We start from the raw sequence: 18,380 nt of genomic DNA on the forward strand, positions 1-18,380 counted from the left end.
GCAGCCCAACACTCCCAACTGGAAGCTCACTGCACAAGAGAAGGAGCCTTATCATGACCACGCTTCGTCGCTTTCTCAGCCCTCTGCTGATTCTCGCCCTGGTCCTGGGCAGCCTACCGGTTGTCGCCGCCCCACAGGCAGGCAGCGGGGAATTGATCGGGACCCAGGCAGCACTGGAGGCCGAGCGCAGTCACGACGCCCGCGAACGCATTCATGAAGTGCTGGCGCGTGACGACGTCCGCGAGCAGCTCAGCGTCCAGGGCGTCGATCCCGCCGAGGTCGAAGCCCGCGTGGCCGCTCTCTCGGATGCCGAGGCTCGTCAGATGGCCGACCGGCTCGACGAGATGCCCGCCGGTGCCAGCGTGGTGGGCGCCCTCTTCGCGGTCTTCGTCATTCTGCTGGTCACCGACATCCTCGGCCTGACCAACGTCTTCCCCTTCACGCGCTGAATGCCCAGGGCGATGCGCAACCGTGCATCCCATACCCAGCAGAACGCCCGCCTGGCGGGCGTTCTGCTGTTCCTGGTCCTGTCGACGTTGCTCGGCGGCTGCGCCAGTGCTCCACGCCTGAGCGACGATACCGCCCAGACACTGCCCACCCGAGTCCTGCACGATGACGTGCCCTTCCACGGGCAGCGCGACTATCAGTGTGGCCCAGCTTCCCTGGCCATGGTGCTCGAACACCAGGGGGTCGAAGTCAGTGTCGATGAACTGATTCCTCAAGTCTTTCTGCCCGGCCGAGAGGGCAGCGTGCAACCGGAAATGCTCGCCGCCGTGCGCCGCCAGGGGCGCATCCCCTTCGTGATCGACAACCGCTTCGAGAGCCTGCTGACGGAGCTGGCAGAGGGCGACCATCCGGTGGTGGTGCTGCAGAACCTCTCGTTGCCAGCCTGGCCGCTTTGGCACTACGCCGTGGTCATCGGCTACGATCGACAGACTGGCGAGCTGATCCTGCACAGCGGAGAGGAACCCCGCCGTCGCGAGTCGTTCCGGCGTTTCGACGCCACCTGGTCGCGCAGCGAGCGCTGGGCCTTCGTCGCCCTGCCACCGGGAGAACTGCCGAGCGCCATCGATGCGGAGGCGGCCATCGAGGCCACCGCCGATTTCGAACGGGTTCAGGGAGCCGAAACCGCCCTGCCGGGCTGGGAATCCATTGCCGAACGCTTCCCGGAAGCGCCCATGGCGCACTTCGCCCTGGGCAACGCGCGTTACGCCAACGACGATGCCGAGGGTGCCATCGCCGCCTTCCGACGCGCGGTGGCCCGGCAAGACGACCTGGCCGTGGGCTGGCTCAATCTCGGGCTGGCATTACGCGAGCGCGGCGACGTCGCCGCAGCCCGTCAGGCCCTGAAACGGGCCAGCGAAGACGACGGCCCATGGCAGGAGCGGGCAAGGGAGGCACTGTCATCGCTGGAAACCGGGGTCGCGAGCGACTAGTCGACCCGCTACCACTAACGTGGAGGTTTCATGAGCTACGAGATCGTTCTAAAGCGCGTCTACGCTCCCGCCGACTCGGACGACGGGGCGCGCATCCTCGTCGACCGGCTATGGCCACGCGGAAAGCGGCGCGAAAGCCTCGCCCTCACCGAGTGGTACCGCGACGCCTCACCCTCACCGGCCCTGCGTCGCCAGTATCATCAGGGCACGATCAGTCCCGCGGTCTTCGCCGCCCGTTATCGCGGCGAACTGCGTGATGATCCGGGCTATCTGGTCCCCCTGATGCGCCACGCCCGCCGCGGCCGACTCACGCTGCTCACCGCGACCCGGAACATCGAGGACTCGCACCTTCCCATCCTGCGTGAGGCACTGCTGACGGCACTCCACCAGGAAGATGCCGCCGACGCCGAACCGGCGTCATCGCCCTGCTATGGACACGAGTTTCGTAGCGACTGACGCCCGAGGCATCCCTAGAACACCCGGTTGAGCCCGTTCTGAGCGGCCACTCGGTAAGCCTCGGCCATGGTCGGGTAGTTGAAGGTGGTGCTCACGAAGTACTTCAGAGAATTCGCCTCGCCTTTCTGCTGCATGATCGCCTGGCCGATATGGACGATCTCGGAGGCCTGGTCACCGAAGCAGTGGATGCCCAGGATCTCCAGGCTCTGCTGATGGAAGAGGATCTTGAGCATGCCGACGGTGTCGCCGGTGATCTGGGCACGGGCGGTGTCCTTGAAGAACGCCTGGGCCACCTCGTAAGGCACCTTGGCCTCGGTGAGCTCCCGCTCGTTACGACCAAAGGAACTGATCTCGGGAATGGTATAGATACCGGTGGGCACCTCGGTGACGAAACGGTAGTCACGATCGAGCAGCTCGTCGCAGGCATTGAGCCCCTGGTCGTAGGCCGCACTGGCCAGGCTCGGCCAGCCGATCACGTCGCCTGCGGCGTAGATGTGCCCGATGGCCGTTCGATAATGCTCGTCAACGGCGAGCTGTCCACGGCCGTTGGCCTCGAGACCGATGGTCTCCAGTCCGAGCTGATCGGTATTGCCCGTGCGGCCGTTGGCCCAGAGAAAGGCATCGGCGCGCAGCTTCTTGCCTGACTTGAGGTGCACGATCACCCCCGACTCATCCCCCTCGACGCGATCGTATTCTTCGTTGTGGCGGATGAGTACGCCATGCTTGCGGAGGTGGTAGGAGAGCGCATCGCTGATCTCGTCGTCCAGAAACGAGAGCAGGCTGCCGCGGTTGTTGATCAGGTCGACCTTGACGCCCAGTCCCGAGAAGATCGACGCATACTCGCAGCCGATCACGCCGGCGCCGAAGATGATCAGGGTGCGCGGTGTGTGGTTGAGGCTGAGAATGGTGTCCGAACAATAGATGCGCGGATGACGAAAGTCGATGTCCGCCGGGCGATAGGGCCGCGAACCGGTGGCGATGACGACCTTCTCGGCCACCAGTTGATCGGTCGCATCCTGGCCGTCGCGCACCAGCAGGGTATGCTCGTCCTGGAAGCGTGCCACGCCGCTGAACAGATCGATCCGGTTGCGCGCATAGAAGTTGGTGCGCATGGCCACCTGTTGTTCGATGGTGACCCGCGAACGCTCCATCACCTTGGGAAAGGAAAACCAGCGCGGCTCGCCGATGTCGCGAAACATCCGATTGGTGTTGAATGCCATGATCTGCTTGACCTGGTGGCGCAACGCCTTGGATGGGATGGTTCCCCAGTGCGTGCAGTTGCCGCCCACCAGCGGCTGCTTCTCCACCACGGCAACCCGTTTGCCGTGCTTGGCGGCATTGATGGCAGCGCTCTCGCCCGCCGGACCGGTCCCGATCACCACCACATCGTAGTTGTAGACTGCCATGTACCCGCGGATCTCCTTCGCCACCAAGGGGAGGTCAAGACGCACGCATCAAGCGCTACCGAACTGCCATCGGCCGATCCCATCAACGCCGGGTCGCATCGTAGCCGAGATCGGCGCCGCGGCTTTCGTCGCTGCGCCGCCGGGCGCCAGCCTTGCGATTCTCCTCCTCGCAGACTTCGTCGCGGCCACCGCAGACCTCGCAGCCATCCTTGAGGCCGAGCTTGTTGAGGCCGCCGCAAGAGCCGGCGATCGGCTTGCGCCCCATGATCACGCCGATGGCCATAGCAGCCATGATCAGCAGCATGAAACCGAGTACTACGAAGAAAATCGTCATCGAGAAAGCTCCTTGCGCCTGGCGCCGACGGTGTCCGTCAGCACGGGAACGCCTGTCATGAAGGTTCGTTGTCTCCATCATTGAGACAACCGCACGTCAGTCATGCTCCACGCACGTCATGCACAACGCATTCATTCTGGGGAAAGGTCAACACCGGCAACCATGGCGGGCTGACGCACTCAACGCTACACAGATCACCTTGTATGCCGATCCACCGCTCATCGGGCACTCAAGTCCAGATCGGCAGACAGGGTGAAATGACGGAAAGGGCCGGCCCGTCATGGGCCAGCCCCGGTATCGCCCGGCGGCGTGAGATCATCCGCCGAAATCGTCCAGCATGATGTTCTCGGGTTCGACGCCCAGATCGATCAACAACTTGATGACCGAGGCGTTCATCATGGGCGGCCCGCACATGTAGTACTCGCAATCCTCGGGAGCCGGATGGTCCTTGAGGTAGTTGTCGTAGAGCACGTTGTGGATGAAGCCCGTCGGGCCGTCCCAGTTGTCTTCGGGCAGCGGGTCGGAGAGCGCCAGGTGCCACTCGAAGTTGGGGAACTCCTCGGCCAGCTGGTCGTACTCCTCGTTGTAGAACGTCTCGCGCCAGGAGCGTGCGCCGTACCAGAAGCTGATCTTGCGATCGGTCTTGAGCCGCTTGAGCTGGTCGAAGATGTGGCTACGCATGGGCGCCATGCCCGCACCGCCGCCGATGAAGACCATCTCGGCATCGGTATCCTTGGCGAAGAACTCGCCGAAGGGCCCCATGACCGTGACCTTGTCGCCCGGCTTGAGGTTGAAGACATAGGTGGACATCAGACCCGGCGGGTGGCTGGTGCCGGGAGGTGGCGTGGCGATACGAATGTTGAACTTGAGAATGCCCTTCTCTTCCGGGTAGTTCGCCATGGAGTAGGCGCGAATGACCTCCTCGTTGTTCTTGTGGCGGATCTTGAAGAGATCGAACTTCTCCCAATCGCCGCGATACTCCTCCTCGATGTCGAAATCGGAGAAGGAAATGTCGTAGGGCGGCGCCACCAGCTGCACGTAACCGCCGGCACGGAAGGCGACTTCCTCGCCCTCGGGAAGCTTGAGGTTCAGTTCCTTGATGAAGGTGGCGACGTTGGGGTTCTCGATGACCTCGCACTCCCACTTCTTGACGCCGAAGACCTCCTCGGGCACCTCGATCTTCATGTCCTGCTTGACGGGCACCTGGCAGGAGAGACGCCAGCCTTGCTTCTTCTCGCGCAGCGTGAAGTGCGACTCCTCGGTAGGCAGAATGGCGCCGCCGCCCTCTTCCACACGGCATTTGCACTGGGCGCAGGACCCGCCGCCACCGCACGCGGACGACAGGAAGATGCCGTTGGCCGCCAGGGTATTGAGCAACTTGCCGCCGGCCTGGGTCTGAAGAGTGTGCTCGGGATCGCCGTTGATCTCGATGGTCACGTCGCCGCTGCTGACGAGCCGACTGCGCGCCGCCAGGATGACCATGACCAGACTGATCACGACCACGGTGAACATGACCACACCGAGCAAGATGATAGCTGTACCAACCATGTCGGTTTCCTATTTGCTGTGAGTGACCGGTTTCCCGATGGCGCCCGGCGCCATCGGTAACGCACCCTGTCTCAGAGCTGGATGCCGGAGAAGGACATGAAGCCCAACGACATCAGACCTACGGTGATGAAGGTGATGCCCAGGCCCTGCAGGCCGGCGGGCACATCGCTGTACTTGAGCTTTTCGCGGATGCCGGCCAGCGCCGCGATCGCCAGGGCCCAACCGAGGCCGGCACCGAAGCCATAGACCACCGACTCACCGAAGTTGTAGTTGCGCTCGGCCATGAACAGCACGCCACCCAGGATCGCGCAGTTGACCGTGATCAACGGCAGGAACACGCCCAGCGCGTTGTAGAGCGCCGGCACGTACTTGTCGAGGAACATCTCGAGAATCTGCACGATGGCGGCGATGACGCCGATGTAGCTCAGATAGCCGAGAAAGGTCAGATCGATGTTCTCGGTGCCGCTGATCCCGGTCCAGGTCAGCGCACCTTCGGCCAGCAGGTAGTGCAGAATCAGGTTGTTCACCGGCACCGTGATGGTCAGCACCGTGATCACGGCGATGCCCAGACCGATGGCCGAGGAGACCTTCTTGGATACGGCAATGAAGGTACACATACCCAGGAAGAACGCCAGGGCCATGTTCTCGACGAAGACCGCGGCGACGAGCAGGCTCAGATAGTGTTCCATGTCAGACGGCCTCCTTCGGCTGGGAGTTTTCCTTCATCTTGAACTCATTCTCCTCGACCTGCTCCGGATGCGTCTCGCGCAGTGCCCAGATGATCAGGCCGATGATGAAGAACGCCGACGGCGGCAGCAGCAGCAGGCCGTTGGGTACGTACCAGCCACCATCCTGAATCGGCTGCAGCACGGTGAAGCCGAACACGCTGCCGGCACCGAGCAGCTCGCGCACGAAGCCGACGGTCATCAGGATGAAACCGTAACCCAGGCCGTTGCCGACACCGTCCAGAAAGGCGAGCTGAGGAGGGTTCGTCATGGCGAAACCTTCTGCACGCCCCATCACGATGCAGTTGGTGATGATCAGGCCGACGAATACCGAGAGCTGCTTGGACATCTCATAGGCGAAGGCCTTGAGAATCTGGTCGACCACGATCACCAGTGAGGCAATGATGGTCATCTGAACGATGATGCGGATCGACGATGGAATGTGGTTCCTGATCAGCGACACGAACATGCTCGAGAACGCTGTCACGAAGATCACGGCCATCGTCATGACCAGCGAGACGCTCATGCTGGTCGTCACCGCCAGCGCCGAGCAGATCCCCAGGATCTGCAGGGCGATGGGGTTGTTCTTGAAGATCGGCGTCGTCAGGACGCCCTTGGGAGTCGCAGCGGACATGGTCAGGCTCCTTCAGATTCGAGTTCGACGTCAGCGTCCTCGGCTTCGCCCGGGCTCACCTCGTCGCGGAAGCGGGCCAGGTACTCGCCGAAGCCTTCCGGGCTGAGCCAGAACTGCAGCATGTTGGTGACGCCACGGCTGGTCAGGGTCGCTCCCGATAGAGCATCGACCTCGGTCGCTTCGCTGGCACCCCCCTTGACCAGACTGATCGCCGGTGCCACGGCTTCGTCATCCGCGAAGATCTTCTTGCCTTCCCACTGGGCCTGCCAGCGCGGATTGTTGACCTCGGCGCCCAGACCGGGCGTTTCGCTGTGCTCGTAGTAGGTGATACCGACGAAAGTATTGCCGTCGCCTTTCAACGAGACGTAGCCGCGCATCAGTCCCCACAGCCCCTGACCGCGAATCGGCAGAATGATCTGTTCGGGATCGTCGGCCTCCCCGACCAGGTAGACGGTGGAGAAGTTTTCCTGACGCGACAGGCCGGCGATGTCTTGATCGCCTGACAGCGTGCGGGAAGACGCCGGATCGCTGGCCGCTTCGAAGGCGTTGTAGGTGTCGGGATCGAACTCGTCGGTGTATTCGCCGCTGCGCAGGTCCACCACGCGCGGCGTGATGGTTTCCTCGAAGCGAGACTCGACATCCATGCCCTCTTCGTAGAGGTTGGCCACGCTGAGGATGTTGGTCTTGCGATCCAGCTCCTGGTTGAGCTGCTGCAGAGGACGCAGCGCCACCGCGGCGGTTGAGACGATGACCGAACACACGATGCAGAGTGCGAACGCCACCGTCAGGATCTTCTTGATGGAGTTGTTGCTCTGAGCCATCAGGCGGTCTCCTCGGCCGGCACACCGGTGCGCTGCTGGCGGCGCTTGATGTTGGCCTGAACAAAGAAGTGGTCGATGAGCGGGGCGAACAGGTTGGCGAACAGGATCGCCAGCATGATGCCCTCGGGGAACGCCGGATTGACCACGCGGATCAGTACGGTCATCACGCCGATGAGCGCTCCGAAGATCAGGCGGCCGGGATTGGTCATGGAGGCAGACACCGGGTCCGTGGCCATGAACACCGTACCGAAGGCGAAACCGCCCACCACCAGGTGCCAATACCAGGGCATGGCGAACATCGGGTTGCTCTCCGAACCGGCCAGATTGAGTATCGCGCTCATCGCCACCATGCCCAGCAAGCAGCCCAGCATGATCCGCCACGAGGCGATCTTGGTCCACAGCAGCACGGCGGCACCGATCAGGATGGCCAGGGTCGAGGTCTCTCCGATGGAGCCCGGCATGAAGCCGAGGAAGGCGTCCCACCAGCTCCATTGGCTGGAAAGCGCCGCTACGCCGTCCTGGTAGGCGACGGACAATGCCGTTGCGCCGGTGAACCCGTCAGCCGCGACCCATACCGCATCGCCGGAGATCTGTGCCGGATAGGCAAAGTAGAGGAAGGCGCGACCGGTCAGCGCCGGATTCAGGAAGTTCTTGCCCGTGCCGCCGAAGACCTCTTTGCCGATCACCACGCCGAAGGTGATGCCGAGCGCCACCTGCCACAGCGGGATCGTAGCCGGCAGGATCAGCGCATAGAGAATGGAGGTGACGAAGAAGCCTTCGTTGACCTCATGGCCGCGCTTGACGGCGAACAGCACTTCCCAGAAGCCCCCGACCACGAAAGTGACCAGATAGATGGGCAGGAAATAGGTCGCCCCGAGCACGAAGTTGGCCCACAGGCTATCTGGATCGTGGCCGCCCGAAAGGGTCATCATGATGGCTTCGCGCCAGCCATCCATCGAGGCAAAGCCGTCGGCGATCGCCATGTTGGCCTGCCAGCCGGCGTTCCACATGCCGAAGAACATGGCTGGAAAGGTGCACAGCCACACGGTGATCATGATGCGCTTGAGATCGATGCCATCGCGCACGTGGGCCGTGGTCTTGGCCACGTCGGGGGGCGAGTAGAAGATGGTGTCGACCGCTTCGTACAGCGGGTAGAGCCTCTCGTACTTGCCGCCCTTGTGGAAGTGCGGCTCGAGATTGTCGAGTGTCTGTCGGATACCCATCATCAGGCCTCTTTCTCGATAAGGGTGAGGTTGTCGCGCAGGATGGGACCGTACTCGTACTTGCCGGGGCACACGTAGGTGCACAGGGCGAGGTCCTCTTCATCCAGTTCCAGGCACCCGAGCTGCATGGCGACCTCGATGTCGCCGACGATCAGCGAGCGCAGCAGTTGGGTCGGCAGGATGTCCAGCGGCATGACTTCCTCGTAGACACCCACCGGCACCATGGCGCGTTCGGAGCCGTTGGTCGAGGTGGTCGGCGCATAATTGCGCAGGCCCTTGAACTTCGACAGGTAGATACCCATGACCGAGTGACGGTTGCTGCCCGGCGACAGCCAGCCCAGGAAGACCCGCTTGTTGCCTTCTTCGAGCAGGCTCACCTGATTGTGGAAGCGACCCAGGTAACGCAGCGCCCCTTCGCAGGTGAATCCGGAGAATACCGAACCCGAGATCACGCGGGTTTCATCGGGTTCGATGACCTCACCGGCCAACAGTTCCTCGGTGCTGGCCCCCAGACGCGTACGCAGCAGGCGCGGCGATTCGGCACGCGGCCCGCCCAGGGCGATGATGCGGCTGACGTCGAGCTTGCCCTCGCTGAACAGCTTGCCGACGGCGATGACGTCCTGGTAGCCGATGTACCACACGCGACGCTGCAACGAGACCGGCGACAAGAAGTGGATGTGGGTGCCGACCAGGCCAGCGGGATGCGGGCCCGCGAAGGACTCCGCCTGGACGCCCTCGACGTTGCCGCCGGGGATGTCGCTGTCGGGAGCGCTGCACAGATAGACCTTGCCCTGCGTCAACCGCGCCAGCACCTTCAGGCCATCCTCGAAGGCCTCGGTCTGCTGGTTGATGATCAGCGCCGGGTCCGCCGCCAGCGGATGCGTATCCATGGCAGTGACGAAGATATCGGCCGGCTCGCTGTCGATGGCCGGGCTGCGCGAGTAAGGGCGCGTACGCAGCGCGGTCCACAGGCCCGACTCGACGAGCTGGTCGACCACCGTCTGGCGCTCGAGGCTTTCGAGCTCATTGCGGCCGTGCGCGGTAAAGCTCTCTGCCTCTTCGTTCTCGTCGACCTCGATCACCACCGAGAGCAGTTTGCGTTTCTCGCCACGGTTGATGGCGATCACCTCGCCGGCAGCCGGGGCCGTGAAGCGCACGCCGTCGTTCTTCTTGTCGGTGAAGAGCAGCTGGCCCAGTTTCACCTTGTCCCCCTCCCGGACCTCCATGGTCGGCTTCATGCCGACGTAGTCGGTGCCCAGGACGGCCACGTGACGCACGGGTCGCGCATCCTCGATGCGCGGCTCGGGCGCCCCCGTGATGGGGAGATCCAGGCCTTTCTTGACTTCGATCATAGTCTCGCCCAGTTGATGGATCGGATATACGAAGGAAAGGGGTGCGAATGGATGCGAATTCTTGTCGTGTCAGTACGTTACCAGTCAGGCCCGAGGCGAGCTCGGACCACCCCGAAAATCCCGAGCATTATAAAGACAAGCGCGACCAATGACCACACGACCGATGGTGGAAAAAGGTCTACGCGGCCCACCATGGCGGGCTGTCGGCAAGGTCGAAGAGGCGTTGAAAGGCGCTGATGGCGCGCCGCAGCGTAGCTGCCGAATGCGATTGGGGCGATCGCTTCGACGACCGCCCCAATCGCGACGAGATGATCTGGATCACGACATTCCCGACCTGGACGGTCGGGAATGACATCTGAGCGTCGAACGAAGGCCTCAGGCCTTGGCGCGAGGCAGCTTGAGGAAGCGCACGTTGGAAATGTGCTGCAGGATGCGCACGACCTGGCAGCTGTAGCCGAACTCGTTGTCGTACCAGACGTAGAGCACGGCATGCTTGCCATTGGCGATGGTCGCCTTGGCATCGACGATGCCCGCATGACGATTGCCCACGAAGTCGGTGGAGACCACCTCGGGCGAATCGACGAAGTCGATCTGTTTCTGGTACGGGGAGTCCAGTGACATGCGGCGCAGGAAGTCGTTGAGCGCCTCGGCATCGGTCTCGCGCTGCAGGGTCAGATTGAGGATGGCCATGGAGACATTGGGGGTCGGTACGCGAATGGCATTCCCCGTCAGCTTGCCGGAAAGCTCGGGCAGCGCCTTGGCCACCGCCTTGGCGGCCCCCGTCTCGGTGAGCACCATGTTGAGCGGCGCGCTTCGCCCGCGCCGGTCACCCTTGTGGTAGTTGTCGATCAGGTTCTGGTCGTTGGTGTAGGCATGCACCGTCTCCACGTGGCCACACTCGATGCCGTACTCGTCGTTGAGCACCTTGAGCACCGGCACGATGGCATTGGTGGTGCAAGAGGCCGCCGACAGGATGCTGTCGCTCTCGGCGATGTCCTGGTGATTGATCCCGTAGACGATGTTCTTGATGTCGCCCTTGCCCGGCGCGGTGAGCAACGCCTTGGAAACGCCCCGGCACTCCAGGTGCTGTCCGAGCCCCGCCTCGTCGCGCCAGATGCCGGTGTTGTCGACCACTACGGCGTTGTCGATGCCGTAAGCGGTGTAGTCCACCTCGGCCGGCGAGTCGGCGTAGATGACCTGGATGACGTTGCCGTTAGCGGTGAGCGTACGAGCCTCGCTATCGACGCTGATGGTACCGTCGAAGGGGCCATGCACCGAGTCGCGGCGCAGCAGGCTCGCGCGTTTTTCCAGATCCTTGGCGATGTCGCCTCGGCCGCGCACGACGATGGCACGCAGACGCAACAGGTTGCCGCCACCCGCCTTGTCGATGAGGATGCGTGCCAGCAAGCGACCGATGCGCCCGAAGCCGTAGAGCACCACGTCCTTGGACTGGCCGTTGCCGCCGCTGGGGTCATGGGCATCGACGATCTCGGCCAGCTCTTCGCGCAGGAAGGCTTCGACGTCACCGCCGCCACGCTTCTTGAAAGCCACCCCCAGCTTGCCAACGTCGACGTGAGCCGGCCCCAGGTTCAAGCGGATCAGCGCCTCGACCAGCGGGAAAGTATCGCTGACGGAAAGCTCGGTACCCTCGACCTTCCGTACGAAACGGTGGTCCTTCAGGATGCGGATGACGCTACGGTTGAACAGCGAACGGCCATACAGGGTCGTGACCACATTGTGATGGCGGTAGAGCTTGCCGATCAGCGGAATCATCTGCTCGGCGAGCGCCTGGTTGTCATGCCATTCCTGAAAGACGGTATCGAGGGGTTGCTGACTCACGTGAAGCCTCTCTGGTAGGGATCGGGATACGCGCGCATTATCCCGGCACGCCCCGCCCGGGGCAATCGCAGGATGGTCGCAGGTGGTGTAGGGGGATTACAGGAACGCCGGCTTGACTACACGCGCGGCTCTAGGCTGATATGATGCCTCTCGATACCGCACCCGGCCTCCGCGCCCAGCCTTCCAGCTTGCCGATACGTTTCGACACCATGCCCGATTTCAGCCCGCTCGACCCGCCGCGCCCCAAGGGCCTGCGCGACACTCTCTACTGGCGCACGCCGCCCGGCAGCGCCACTGCCCTGGCTCTGGCCAACCTGGCCAGCGACGCGCCTCTGCTGGTGGTCACGCCCGACACCGCCACGGCACAGCGCCTGGAGAACGACCTGGGCTTCTACGCCACGGCCTCCGTGCTGCCCTTTCCCGACTGGGAGACACTGCCCTACGACAGTTTCTCGCCGCATCAGGACATCGTCTCGGCCCGCCTGCGCACCCTGCGGCGACTCCAGGATGGCGAGCATGGCATCGTGCTGGTGGCCGCCAACACACTGATGCAACGCCTGCCTCCGGTGGCTTACATCGCCGGACGCGTATTGACCTTGGAGGTCGGCCAGAGGCTCGACCGCGAGAGCTTCCGCGATGCCCTCGCCCGCGCCGGCTATCGCGCCGTGGAAACCGTCTATGAGCCTGGCGAATACGCGCTGCGCGGTGCACTGATCGATCTCTTTCCCATGGGTAGCGAATCGCCGCTGCGCATCGACCTGTTCGACGACGAGATCGACACCCTGCGCCACTTCGATCCCGACACGCAGCGCAGCCGCGAGAAGGTCGAGCGCATCGAACTGCTGCCGGCTCACGAATACTCGCTGTCGCGCGGTGCCATTGCCTGCTTTCGCGAGGGCTTCGAAACCCTGTTCGACGTGGATCCGCGCCAGTGCCCGCTCTACGTGGATGCGCTCAAGGGCATTCCCGCTCCCGGGCTCGAGCAGTACCTGCCGCTGTTCTTCGAAGAGACGGCCCTGCTGTTCGACCACCTGGCGCCCAGTACACGAGTGGCCATGCTCCCCGGCGTCTTCGCGGCCGCCGAACACCATTGGGCATCCATCGAGAGTCGCTATGACAATCTCGGTGTCGACCCCACCCGTCCGCTGCTCCCGCCGCACCGCGCCTTCGTGCCGGTGGCGGAGCTGTTCGCCGCCGTCAAGCGCCATCCGCGCGTCGAGCTGACCGACGACGACCAGCATCGCCACGCCCAGTCCCCCGCCGCCAAGGCACCGCCCAACGTGACGGTGAACGCCCGCGCCAGGCAGCCGCTGACGGCGCTGTCGCGCTTCCTCGAAGAGCAACCCTCGACCCGGGTGCTGTTCGTTGCCGAGTCACGGGGCCGGCGCGAGGCGCTGGAAGAGACGCTCGCCCCGCTCAAGCTCGACATACCCCATGAGGCCAGCTTCGCCGACTTCCTCTCTGGCGACGCTCGCCTGGGCGTCACCGAGGGCGAACTCGATGCCGGCCTGTGGCTGACCGAACCGGACCTGGCAGTCATCAGCGAAACCGAGCTCTTCGGCGAAGTGGTGCGCCAGAGCCGACGCCGCGAAAAGGCCACCGACGATGGCGAACTGGCCATTCGCCACCTCGCCGAGCTCAAGCCAGGGGCGCCGGTGGTCCACCAGACCCATGGCGTGGGGCGCTATACCGGTCTCGAGACGCTCGAGGCCGGCGGTCAGGCGGCGGAGTTCATGGCCCTCGAGTATGCCGGCGGCGCCAAGCTCTACGTGCCCGTGGAGAGCCTGCACCTCATCTCGCGCTATGCCGGCGCCGATGACGAGCTCGCTCCGCTGCACAAGCTGGGCTCGGACCAGTGGGACAAAGCACGTCGCAAGGCCGCCGAGAAGATACGCGACACCGCCGCCGAACTGCTCGACGTCTACGCGCGACGAGAAGCCAAGCAGGGGTTCGCCTGTACGCCGCCCGACGACGAATACGCCCGCTTCGCCGCCAGCTTCCCCTTCGAGGAGACTCCCGACCAGCGCGAGGCGATCGGTCGAGTGATCGAGGACATGACCTCGCCCCGTCCCATGGACCGGGTCGTCTGCGGCGATGTCGGCTTCGGCAAGACCGAAGTCGCCATGCGTGCCGCCTTTCTGGCCGTGCAGGCCGGCCGCCAGGTGGTGGTTCTGGTGCCCACCACCCTGCTGGCCCGCCAGCACTACGAGAACTTTCGCGACCGCTTCGCCGACACGGCCGTGCAGATCGAGCTCGTGTCGCGTTTCACCGGAGGCAAGGACCAGGCATCCGCCAAGCAACGCATCGAAGGGGGGCAGGCGGATATCGTCATCGGCACCCACAAACTGCTCGGCAAGTCGATGCACTTCCCGCACATGGGGCTGCTGATCATCGACGAGGAACACCGTTTCGGAGTGTCCCAGAAAGAGCGCCTCAAGAGCCTGCGCGCCGAAGTGGACATTCTCACGCTCACCGCCACGCCCATTCCGCGCACCCTCAACATGGCCATGAGCGGCATTCGCGATCTGTCGATCATTGCCACTCCGCCGGCACGCAGACTCTCGGTGAAGACCTTCGTCCAGCAGCGCGACGAAGCAGTGATCAAGGAAGCGGTCCTGCGCGAGATCCTCCGCGGCGGCCAGGTCTACTTCCTCCACAACGAGGTACGCACCATCGAGAGCGCCGCCGACAGGCTGCGCGAATTGGTGCCCGAGGCTCGCGTCGCCGTGGCGCACGGCCAGCTTCCCGAGCGCGCCCTGGAACGGGTGATGTCGGACTTCTACCACAAGCGCTTCAACGTACTGGTGTGCTCCACCATCATCGAGACCGGCATCGACGTGCCCAGTGCCAATACCATCGTCATCGAGCGCGCCGACAAGTTCGGCCTGGCCCAGTTGCACCAGCTGCGCGGCCGCGTGGGGCGCAGCCACCATCAGGCCTACGCCTACCTGCTCGCCCCGCCGCCGCGCGCCATGACCAAGGATGCCGTCAAGCGGCTGGAGGCGATCGGCGCCTCCCAGGATCTGGGCGCCGGTTTCACGCTGGCCAGCCACGACATGGAGATCCGCGGAGCTGGCGAGCTGCTCGGCGATGAACAGAGCGGCCAGATGGAAGCCATTGGTTACGGTCTCTACATGCAGATGCTCGACCGCGCCGTTGCCGCCATTCGCGCCGGCAAGACGCCCAACATCGAAGCGCCGCTGGACGAAGGAGTGGAAGTGAGCCTCAACCTGCCAGCGCTGATTCCCGACGACTACCTGCACGACGTCCAGCAACGCCTGGTGATGTACAAGCGCATCGCCAATGCCGCCGACGAGGCCGAACTCAAGGAGCTTCAGGTGGAGATGGTCGACCGCTTCGGCCTGCTGCCCGCCCCGGTCAAGACCCTGCTGCGCCAGACCCGCCTGCGCCAGCGCGCCGAGGCGCTCGGCATCGTGCGCGTCGAGGCCGGTGCCGAACGCGGCCGCGTGATCTTCGGCGGCCATACTCGGGTCGACCCCTTGACGCTGGTGGACATGATTCAGCGTTCGCCGGAGATCTACCGTCTCGACGGCGCGGATACCCTGCGCTTCGAAGCGGAAATGGCGCGCGACGAGGAACGTTTCCAGGTCGTCGAACGCCTGCTCGATACGCTCAATCGCAAGGTCGAAGCCGCCTGAGGCATCCAGACACAGCCCAAGCCAGGCTATACTGCCATCAAGCGTTTCATCGCCACCCCAACACCGGTGCCGCCACAAGGACAGGGCGAGCATCGCTACCCGGCGGCCCCGCCGCCCCAACGGCTCACGAGACCATGACGCTGAAAACCCGCCCAACGCCATTCCGCCAGACGGTGACGGCCCTGGTTGCCGCCCTTGCCGTGCTGCTTGTCGACCCGCTTTCCGCCGAGGAAGGCGAATTGCCACGCGGCCACTTCCTCCTTGCCGAGAGCGGCAAGGTGATCGGCGAGAACTATACCGTCACCGTCGAAGACGGCGACACCCTGGTCGACATCGCCCGCCGACACAACGTGGGCTACGAGGCGATTCGCATGGCCAATCCCGACGTCAGCCTCTGGGCTCCCTACGCCGGAACCGAGGTGACGATTCCCAATCGCCACATCCTTCCCGACGCGCCTCGCGAAGGCATCGTGATCAACCTGTCGGAGCTGCGGCTGTACTACTACAGTGCCGAAGGCGTGGTGGAAACCTACCCGATCAGCGTGGGCCGCGAGGGGTACGCCACGCCGGTCGGCCTGACCAAGACCACCGTCAAGGTCAAGGATCCGCACTGGTCCCCGCCGCGCTCCATGCGCGAGGAGGCCGCTGCACGCGGGGAGCCACCGCCCACCGTGGTGCCCCCCGGTCCCGACAATCCATTGGGACGCCATGCCATCCTGCTCGGCCTGCCCAGCTACCTGATCCACGGCACCAACAAACCCGAAGGCGTCGGCATGCGTGTCAGCCGCGGCTGTATCCGCATGTACCCGGAGGACATCGAGTCGCTTTACGAGCGCGTCCCCAGCGGCACCCAGGTCAACATCGTCGACCAGCCCTTCAAGGCCGCCTGGTCGCAGGATGGCGTGCTTTACGCCCAGTCGTTTCCCCGGCTGGAAGAAAACCGAGGCAGCGTCGAGCCGATCCTCGAGGCCATCCAGGTGGTCAGTCAGGCCTTCGGCGACGACCAGCCACCGGTCGATTACGCTCGGCTCCGCCAGGCCGTGGAGCAGCCCGATGGCCAGCTGATCTCGCTGCTGCGCAGTGCCGAGCCGGCCCCCGAACCGGTGACGCTGTACGACGAGTTGGTGTTGGGCCAACGCTGAGACGAAAAAACCCCGCCGTAGCGGGGTTCTAGGTCCTGCCATGAGCCCTTCCCGACCGGGAAGGGCCAGCGTTCCGGCAGAATTACTTCTGCATGGAGCGCTCGAACATGCGATCCATCTCCTCACGGTTCTGCTCGGACATCTGCAGAGCCGATTGAGCATCGCGCTGCGCCTGGTTGGCGGTGTTCTGGGCCTGGACGGCAATGCTGCGTGCTTCGGCAGCGTCGGCCTGTGCGGCTTCAGCGGTCTGACGAACGTCTTCCAGATCACTGGTGGAAGCACAGCCGGCCAGAATCGCCAGAGAGGCGGCAGCGGCAGACAGCTTCAGAGTGGTCTTCAGAGTCATGATGTTCTCCTTGAGTCTTCCTTGGTACTGCACGTCAGTGCAGCGGTGTTGATGAAGCCTGAGGTCAGGCGTCCTGCTCATGCAGGTTCTTGCAGCGACTGCTGCCAAGCACAGGAGTCAAACGCTGTTTTATTATAGCCAACGGCGCTTGTCCATAGCTTGAAACGTCCCTTGCGTCATTTGAAGACTAGCGGATCACGACGCGAGTGCCAATGTCGATCAAGCTTTCGAGTCGTTCGATCTGCGCATTGGTCACCGCCACGCAGCCCTGAGTCCAGTGATAGCTGGCGTGGATGTCGGGGTCTGCACCGCCGAGGCCATGAATGCCGATATAGCCGCCCAGCACCGTTTCCTGCGGCGGGTGGCCGTAACGTTTGTAATAAGTGAAATAGTCGTCGTAGTCTCGCTCCGTATAGATGCCAGACTTCAATGCCATGCGCGCATGGGCCGGCGTCGGGTAGTCGAGGCCGATGAAGATGTGCCACTGGCTCTCGCGATTGAAGCGGTTGACGCGAAATTCGCCCATCGGGGTCGCCTTGTCGCCGCGCTGCCGCGCGGTGCGCGCGCCGCCTCGCCCCAGGGATACCGGGGAGAAACGTTCGACCTGTCGATTGCCGCGGTAAACGGTCAAGCTGGCCTCGCCATCGTCGATCAACACCCAAAGCTCGTCGTCATGGCGCGGCACGTTGGCCTTGGCCAGCAGTGACTCGATGAGATCGGCCTCAGCCGCATGGCTGGCGAAAGGCAGCAACGGCGACAGCATGGCCAGGGTGGAGAAACGGCGACGGGAAAGCAGGGACATCGATCACTCACTGACGGAAAGGCTGAGTAGAAGCAGGGCCGTTATACCGCATCTCTTCCCCATTGTCAGCGCCGAACGCCCCTCCCCGTTCAAGCCCTCCGCGAACGCGCTGCCCCGGCGCACCGAGGCGGCGTGTTCGAGACGTCTTCGTCGTCAGGGCTGGGGATAGACCGTAAAGATGCTTTGCAACTTGTCCTTCTTGCCGTAGATATGAACCGTGGTCTCATCGAAGGGGAAGTGCTCAAGGTACCGACTGTGGCCGTTGAAGCGCGGCTTGTGGGCGTTGATCAGGGCCGCGGCAAGCCGCTCACGGTTGGCCTGACCACACAGTCCCATCGAGACCCAGAGCTCCTCGCCGGGAGACAGGTAGCCCCGCCAACGGTCGAGTTGCTCGTTGTGCTCCACGCCATAGCGTGCGCTGCGATGCTCGCCCACGTAGAGCAGCTCCTGCACGCGCATCTCCCCGGTCTCCGGATCACGGGCGGCACGGAATACGCAGTAGATGCCCGACTCGTCAGGCACGTCGTGAAGCTGATCCCCCGTCCAGTACCCCAGCATCTTGGGCGACAGCAAGCCGCTCGAGGTGGGACTCATCATGAAATGTTCCGGCATGGCGCTCTCCTCGATGATGTGGATGGCGAGACGATCACTGCTGGC

General features: G+C 63.8%; 18 protein-coding genes. 6 read left to right on the forward strand and 12 right to left on the reverse strand.

From position 1 onward, the window contains the following. The first annotated feature begins 53 nt into the window (after positions 1-53). Genes BLP96_RS07090 through BLP96_RS07100 form a run of 3 tightly spaced genes read left to right on the forward strand, consistent with a single transcriptional unit; the run spans position 54 to position 1,892 of the window. Positions 54-449 carry a PA2779 family protein gene (locus BLP96_RS07090; protein WP_089684516.1) on the forward strand — a complete coding sequence of 132 codons (396 nt, stop codon included), beginning with the start codon at positions 54-56 and terminating at the stop codon, positions 447-449. Positions 450-461: 12 nt separating this feature from the next. Next, positions 462-1,436: a PA2778 family cysteine peptidase gene (locus tag BLP96_RS07095; protein ID WP_089684519.1), complete on the forward strand. Its 975-nt coding sequence runs from the start codon at positions 462-464 to the stop codon at positions 1,434-1,436. A gap of 30 nt (positions 1,437-1,466) precedes the next feature. After that, the gene (locus BLP96_RS07100; protein ID WP_089684521.1) at positions 1,467-1,892 is read left to right on the forward strand and encodes a DUF488 domain-containing protein; all 426 of its coding nucleotides are present in this window, start codon (positions 1,467-1,469) and stop codon (positions 1,890-1,892) included. 14 nt (positions 1,893-1,906) lie between these two features. On the opposite strand, the gene sthA is transcribed toward BLP96_RS07100, so the two are convergent. From sthA to BLP96_RS07140, 8 genes are all read right to left on the reverse strand, one after another. Further along, positions 1,907-3,298: a Si-specific NAD(P)(+) transhydrogenase gene (gene sthA, locus BLP96_RS07105; RefSeq protein WP_089684523.1), complete on the reverse strand. Its 1,392-nt coding sequence runs from the start codon at positions 3,296-3,298 to the stop codon at positions 1,907-1,909. 82 nt (positions 3,299-3,380) lie between these two features. Further along, positions 3,381-3,632, reverse strand: a complete 252-nt coding sequence (gene nqrM / locus BLP96_RS07110) for a (Na+)-NQR maturation NqrM (RefSeq protein ID WP_089684525.1) — start codon at positions 3,630-3,632, stop codon at positions 3,381-3,383. A gap of 315 nt (positions 3,633-3,947) precedes the next feature. After that, positions 3,948-5,180 carry an NADH:ubiquinone reductase (Na(+)-transporting) subunit F gene (nqrF, locus tag BLP96_RS07115; RefSeq protein WP_089684527.1) on the reverse strand — a complete coding sequence of 411 codons (1,233 nt, stop codon included), beginning with the start codon at positions 5,178-5,180 and terminating at the stop codon, positions 3,948-3,950. 71 nt (positions 5,181-5,251) lie between these two features. Then, positions 5,252-5,869: an NADH:ubiquinone reductase (Na(+)-transporting) subunit E gene (gene nqrE, locus BLP96_RS07120; protein ID WP_089684530.1), complete on the reverse strand. Its 618-nt coding sequence runs from the start codon at positions 5,867-5,869 to the stop codon at positions 5,252-5,254. 1 nt (position 5,870) lies between these two features. Continuing rightward, positions 5,871-6,539, reverse strand: coding sequence for an NADH:ubiquinone reductase (Na(+)-transporting) subunit D (locus BLP96_RS07125; protein WP_089684532.1), 669 nt, complete (start codon positions 6,537-6,539; stop codon positions 5,871-5,873). A 2-nt stretch (positions 6,540-6,541) separates the two neighbouring features. Further along, positions 6,542-7,360 (reverse strand): Na(+)-translocating NADH-quinone reductase subunit C, encoded by an 819-nt coding sequence (locus BLP96_RS07130; RefSeq protein WP_089684534.1) that lies wholly within the window; start codon positions 7,358-7,360, stop codon positions 6,542-6,544. Next, positions 7,360-8,586: an NADH:ubiquinone reductase (Na(+)-transporting) subunit B gene (locus BLP96_RS07135; protein WP_089684536.1), complete on the reverse strand. Its 1,227-nt coding sequence runs from the start codon at positions 8,584-8,586 to the stop codon at positions 7,360-7,362. The genes BLP96_RS07130 and BLP96_RS07135 overlap by 1 nt, the downstream gene beginning before the upstream one ends. Next, on the reverse strand, positions 8,586-9,935 hold the full coding sequence (locus BLP96_RS07140) for a Na(+)-translocating NADH-quinone reductase subunit A (protein WP_089684537.1): 1,350 nt from the start codon (positions 9,933-9,935) through the stop codon (positions 8,586-8,588). Before BLP96_RS07140 ends, BLP96_RS07135 begins: the two co-directional genes overlap by 1 nt. Positions 9,936-10,171: 236 nt before the next feature. On the opposite strand from BLP96_RS07140, the gene BLP96_RS20485 reads away from it, so the two are divergent. Then, complete coding sequence (locus BLP96_RS20485; RefSeq protein ID WP_281182591.1) at positions 10,172-10,294, forward strand: hypothetical protein; 123 nt, start codon at positions 10,172-10,174, stop codon at positions 10,292-10,294. 16 nt (positions 10,295-10,310) lie between these two features. Here BLP96_RS20485 and BLP96_RS07145 read toward each other — a convergent pair whose 3' ends face one another. Continuing rightward, positions 10,311-11,774 (reverse strand): glyceraldehyde-3-phosphate dehydrogenase, encoded by a 1,464-nt coding sequence (locus BLP96_RS07145; protein ID WP_089684539.1) that lies wholly within the window; start codon positions 11,772-11,774, stop codon positions 10,311-10,313. A 209-nt stretch (positions 11,775-11,983) separates the two neighbouring features. On the opposite strand from BLP96_RS07145, the gene mfd reads away from it, so the two are divergent. Together mfd and BLP96_RS07155 are read left to right on the forward strand one after the other, a co-directional pair. After that, on the forward strand, positions 11,984-15,433 hold the full coding sequence (mfd, locus tag BLP96_RS07150) for a transcription-repair coupling factor (RefSeq protein ID WP_089684707.1): 3,450 nt from the start codon (positions 11,984-11,986) through the stop codon (positions 15,431-15,433). Between the two features lie 134 nt (positions 15,434-15,567). Further along, positions 15,568-16,575 (forward strand): L,D-transpeptidase family protein, encoded by a 1,008-nt coding sequence (locus BLP96_RS07155; protein WP_089684541.1) that lies wholly within the window; start codon positions 15,568-15,570, stop codon positions 16,573-16,575. A gap of 82 nt (positions 16,576-16,657) precedes the next feature. Here the strand turns inward: BLP96_RS07155 and BLP96_RS07160 are convergent, their stop codons facing one another. From BLP96_RS07160 to BLP96_RS07170, 3 genes are all read right to left on the reverse strand, one after another. Beyond that, positions 16,658-16,921 (reverse strand): Lpp/OprI family alanine-zipper lipoprotein, encoded by a 264-nt coding sequence (locus BLP96_RS07160; protein ID WP_089684543.1) that lies wholly within the window; start codon positions 16,919-16,921, stop codon positions 16,658-16,660. 187 nt (positions 16,922-17,108) lie between these two features. Next, positions 17,109-17,723, reverse strand: coding sequence for a L,D-transpeptidase family protein (locus BLP96_RS07165; RefSeq protein ID WP_089684545.1), 615 nt, complete (start codon positions 17,721-17,723; stop codon positions 17,109-17,111). A 153-nt stretch (positions 17,724-17,876) separates the two neighbouring features. Further along, complete coding sequence (locus BLP96_RS07170; protein WP_089684546.1) at positions 17,877-18,335, reverse strand: hypothetical protein; 459 nt, start codon at positions 18,333-18,335, stop codon at positions 17,877-17,879. Positions 18,336-18,380: the final 45 nt, after the last annotated feature.

It is taken from the genome of Billgrantia gudaonensis (genome assembly GCF_900100195.1).
In the GTDB taxonomy this organism is placed as follows: domain Bacteria; phylum Pseudomonadota; class Gammaproteobacteria; order Pseudomonadales; family Halomonadaceae; genus Halomonas; species Halomonas gudaonensis.

Bases quoted from the DNA above. Each gene is read 5' to 3' on its own strand.
- BLP96_RS07090 (WP_089684516.1), top strand. From the start codon at position 54: ATGACCACGCTTCGTCGCTTTCTCAGCCCTCTGCTGATTCTCGCCCTG.
- BLP96_RS07095 (WP_089684519.1), top strand. From the start codon at position 462: ATGCGCAACCGTGCATCCCATACCCAGCAGAACGCCCGCCTGGCGGGC.
- BLP96_RS07100 (WP_089684521.1), top strand. From the start codon at position 1,467: ATGAGCTACGAGATCGTTCTAAAGCGCGTCTACGCTCCCGCCGACTCG.
- sthA (WP_089684523.1), bottom strand. From the start codon at position 3,298: ATGGCAGTCTACAACTACGATGTGGTGGTGATCGGGACCGGTCCGGCG.
- nqrM (WP_089684525.1), bottom strand. From the start codon at position 3,632: ATGACGATTTTCTTCGTAGTACTCGGTTTCATGCTGCTGATCATGGCT.
- nqrF (WP_089684527.1), bottom strand. From the start codon at position 5,180: ATGGTTGGTACAGCTATCATCTTGCTCGGTGTGGTCATGTTCACCGTG.
- nqrE (WP_089684530.1), bottom strand. From the start codon at position 5,869: ATGGAACACTATCTGAGCCTGCTCGTCGCCGCGGTCTTCGTCGAGAAC.
- BLP96_RS07125 (WP_089684532.1), bottom strand. From the start codon at position 6,539: ATGTCCGCTGCGACTCCCAAGGGCGTCCTGACGACGCCGATCTTCAAG.
- BLP96_RS07130 (WP_089684534.1), bottom strand. From the start codon at position 7,360: ATGGCTCAGAGCAACAACTCCATCAAGAAGATCCTGACGGTGGCGTTC.
- BLP96_RS07135 (WP_089684536.1), bottom strand. From the start codon at position 8,586: ATGATGGGTATCCGACAGACACTCGACAATCTCGAGCCGCACTTCCAC.
- BLP96_RS07140 (WP_089684537.1), bottom strand. From the start codon at position 9,935: ATGATCGAAGTCAAGAAAGGCCTGGATCTCCCCATCACGGGGGCGCCC.
- BLP96_RS20485 (WP_281182591.1), top strand. From the start codon at position 10,172: ATGGCGCGCCGCAGCGTAGCTGCCGAATGCGATTGGGGCGATCGCTTC.
- mfd (WP_089684707.1), top strand. From the start codon at position 11,984: ATGCCCGATTTCAGCCCGCTCGACCCGCCGCGCCCCAAGGGCCTGCGC.
- BLP96_RS07155 (WP_089684541.1), top strand. From the start codon at position 15,568: ATGACGCTGAAAACCCGCCCAACGCCATTCCGCCAGACGGTGACGGCC.
- BLP96_RS07160 (WP_089684543.1), bottom strand. From the start codon at position 16,921: ATGACTCTGAAGACCACTCTGAAGCTGTCTGCCGCTGCCGCCTCTCTG.
- BLP96_RS07165 (WP_089684545.1), bottom strand. From the start codon at position 17,723: ATGTCCCTGCTTTCCCGTCGCCGTTTCTCCACCCTGGCCATGCTGTCG.
- BLP96_RS07170 (WP_089684546.1), bottom strand. From the start codon at position 18,335: ATGCCGGAACATTTCATGATGAGTCCCACCTCGAGCGGCTTGCTGTCG.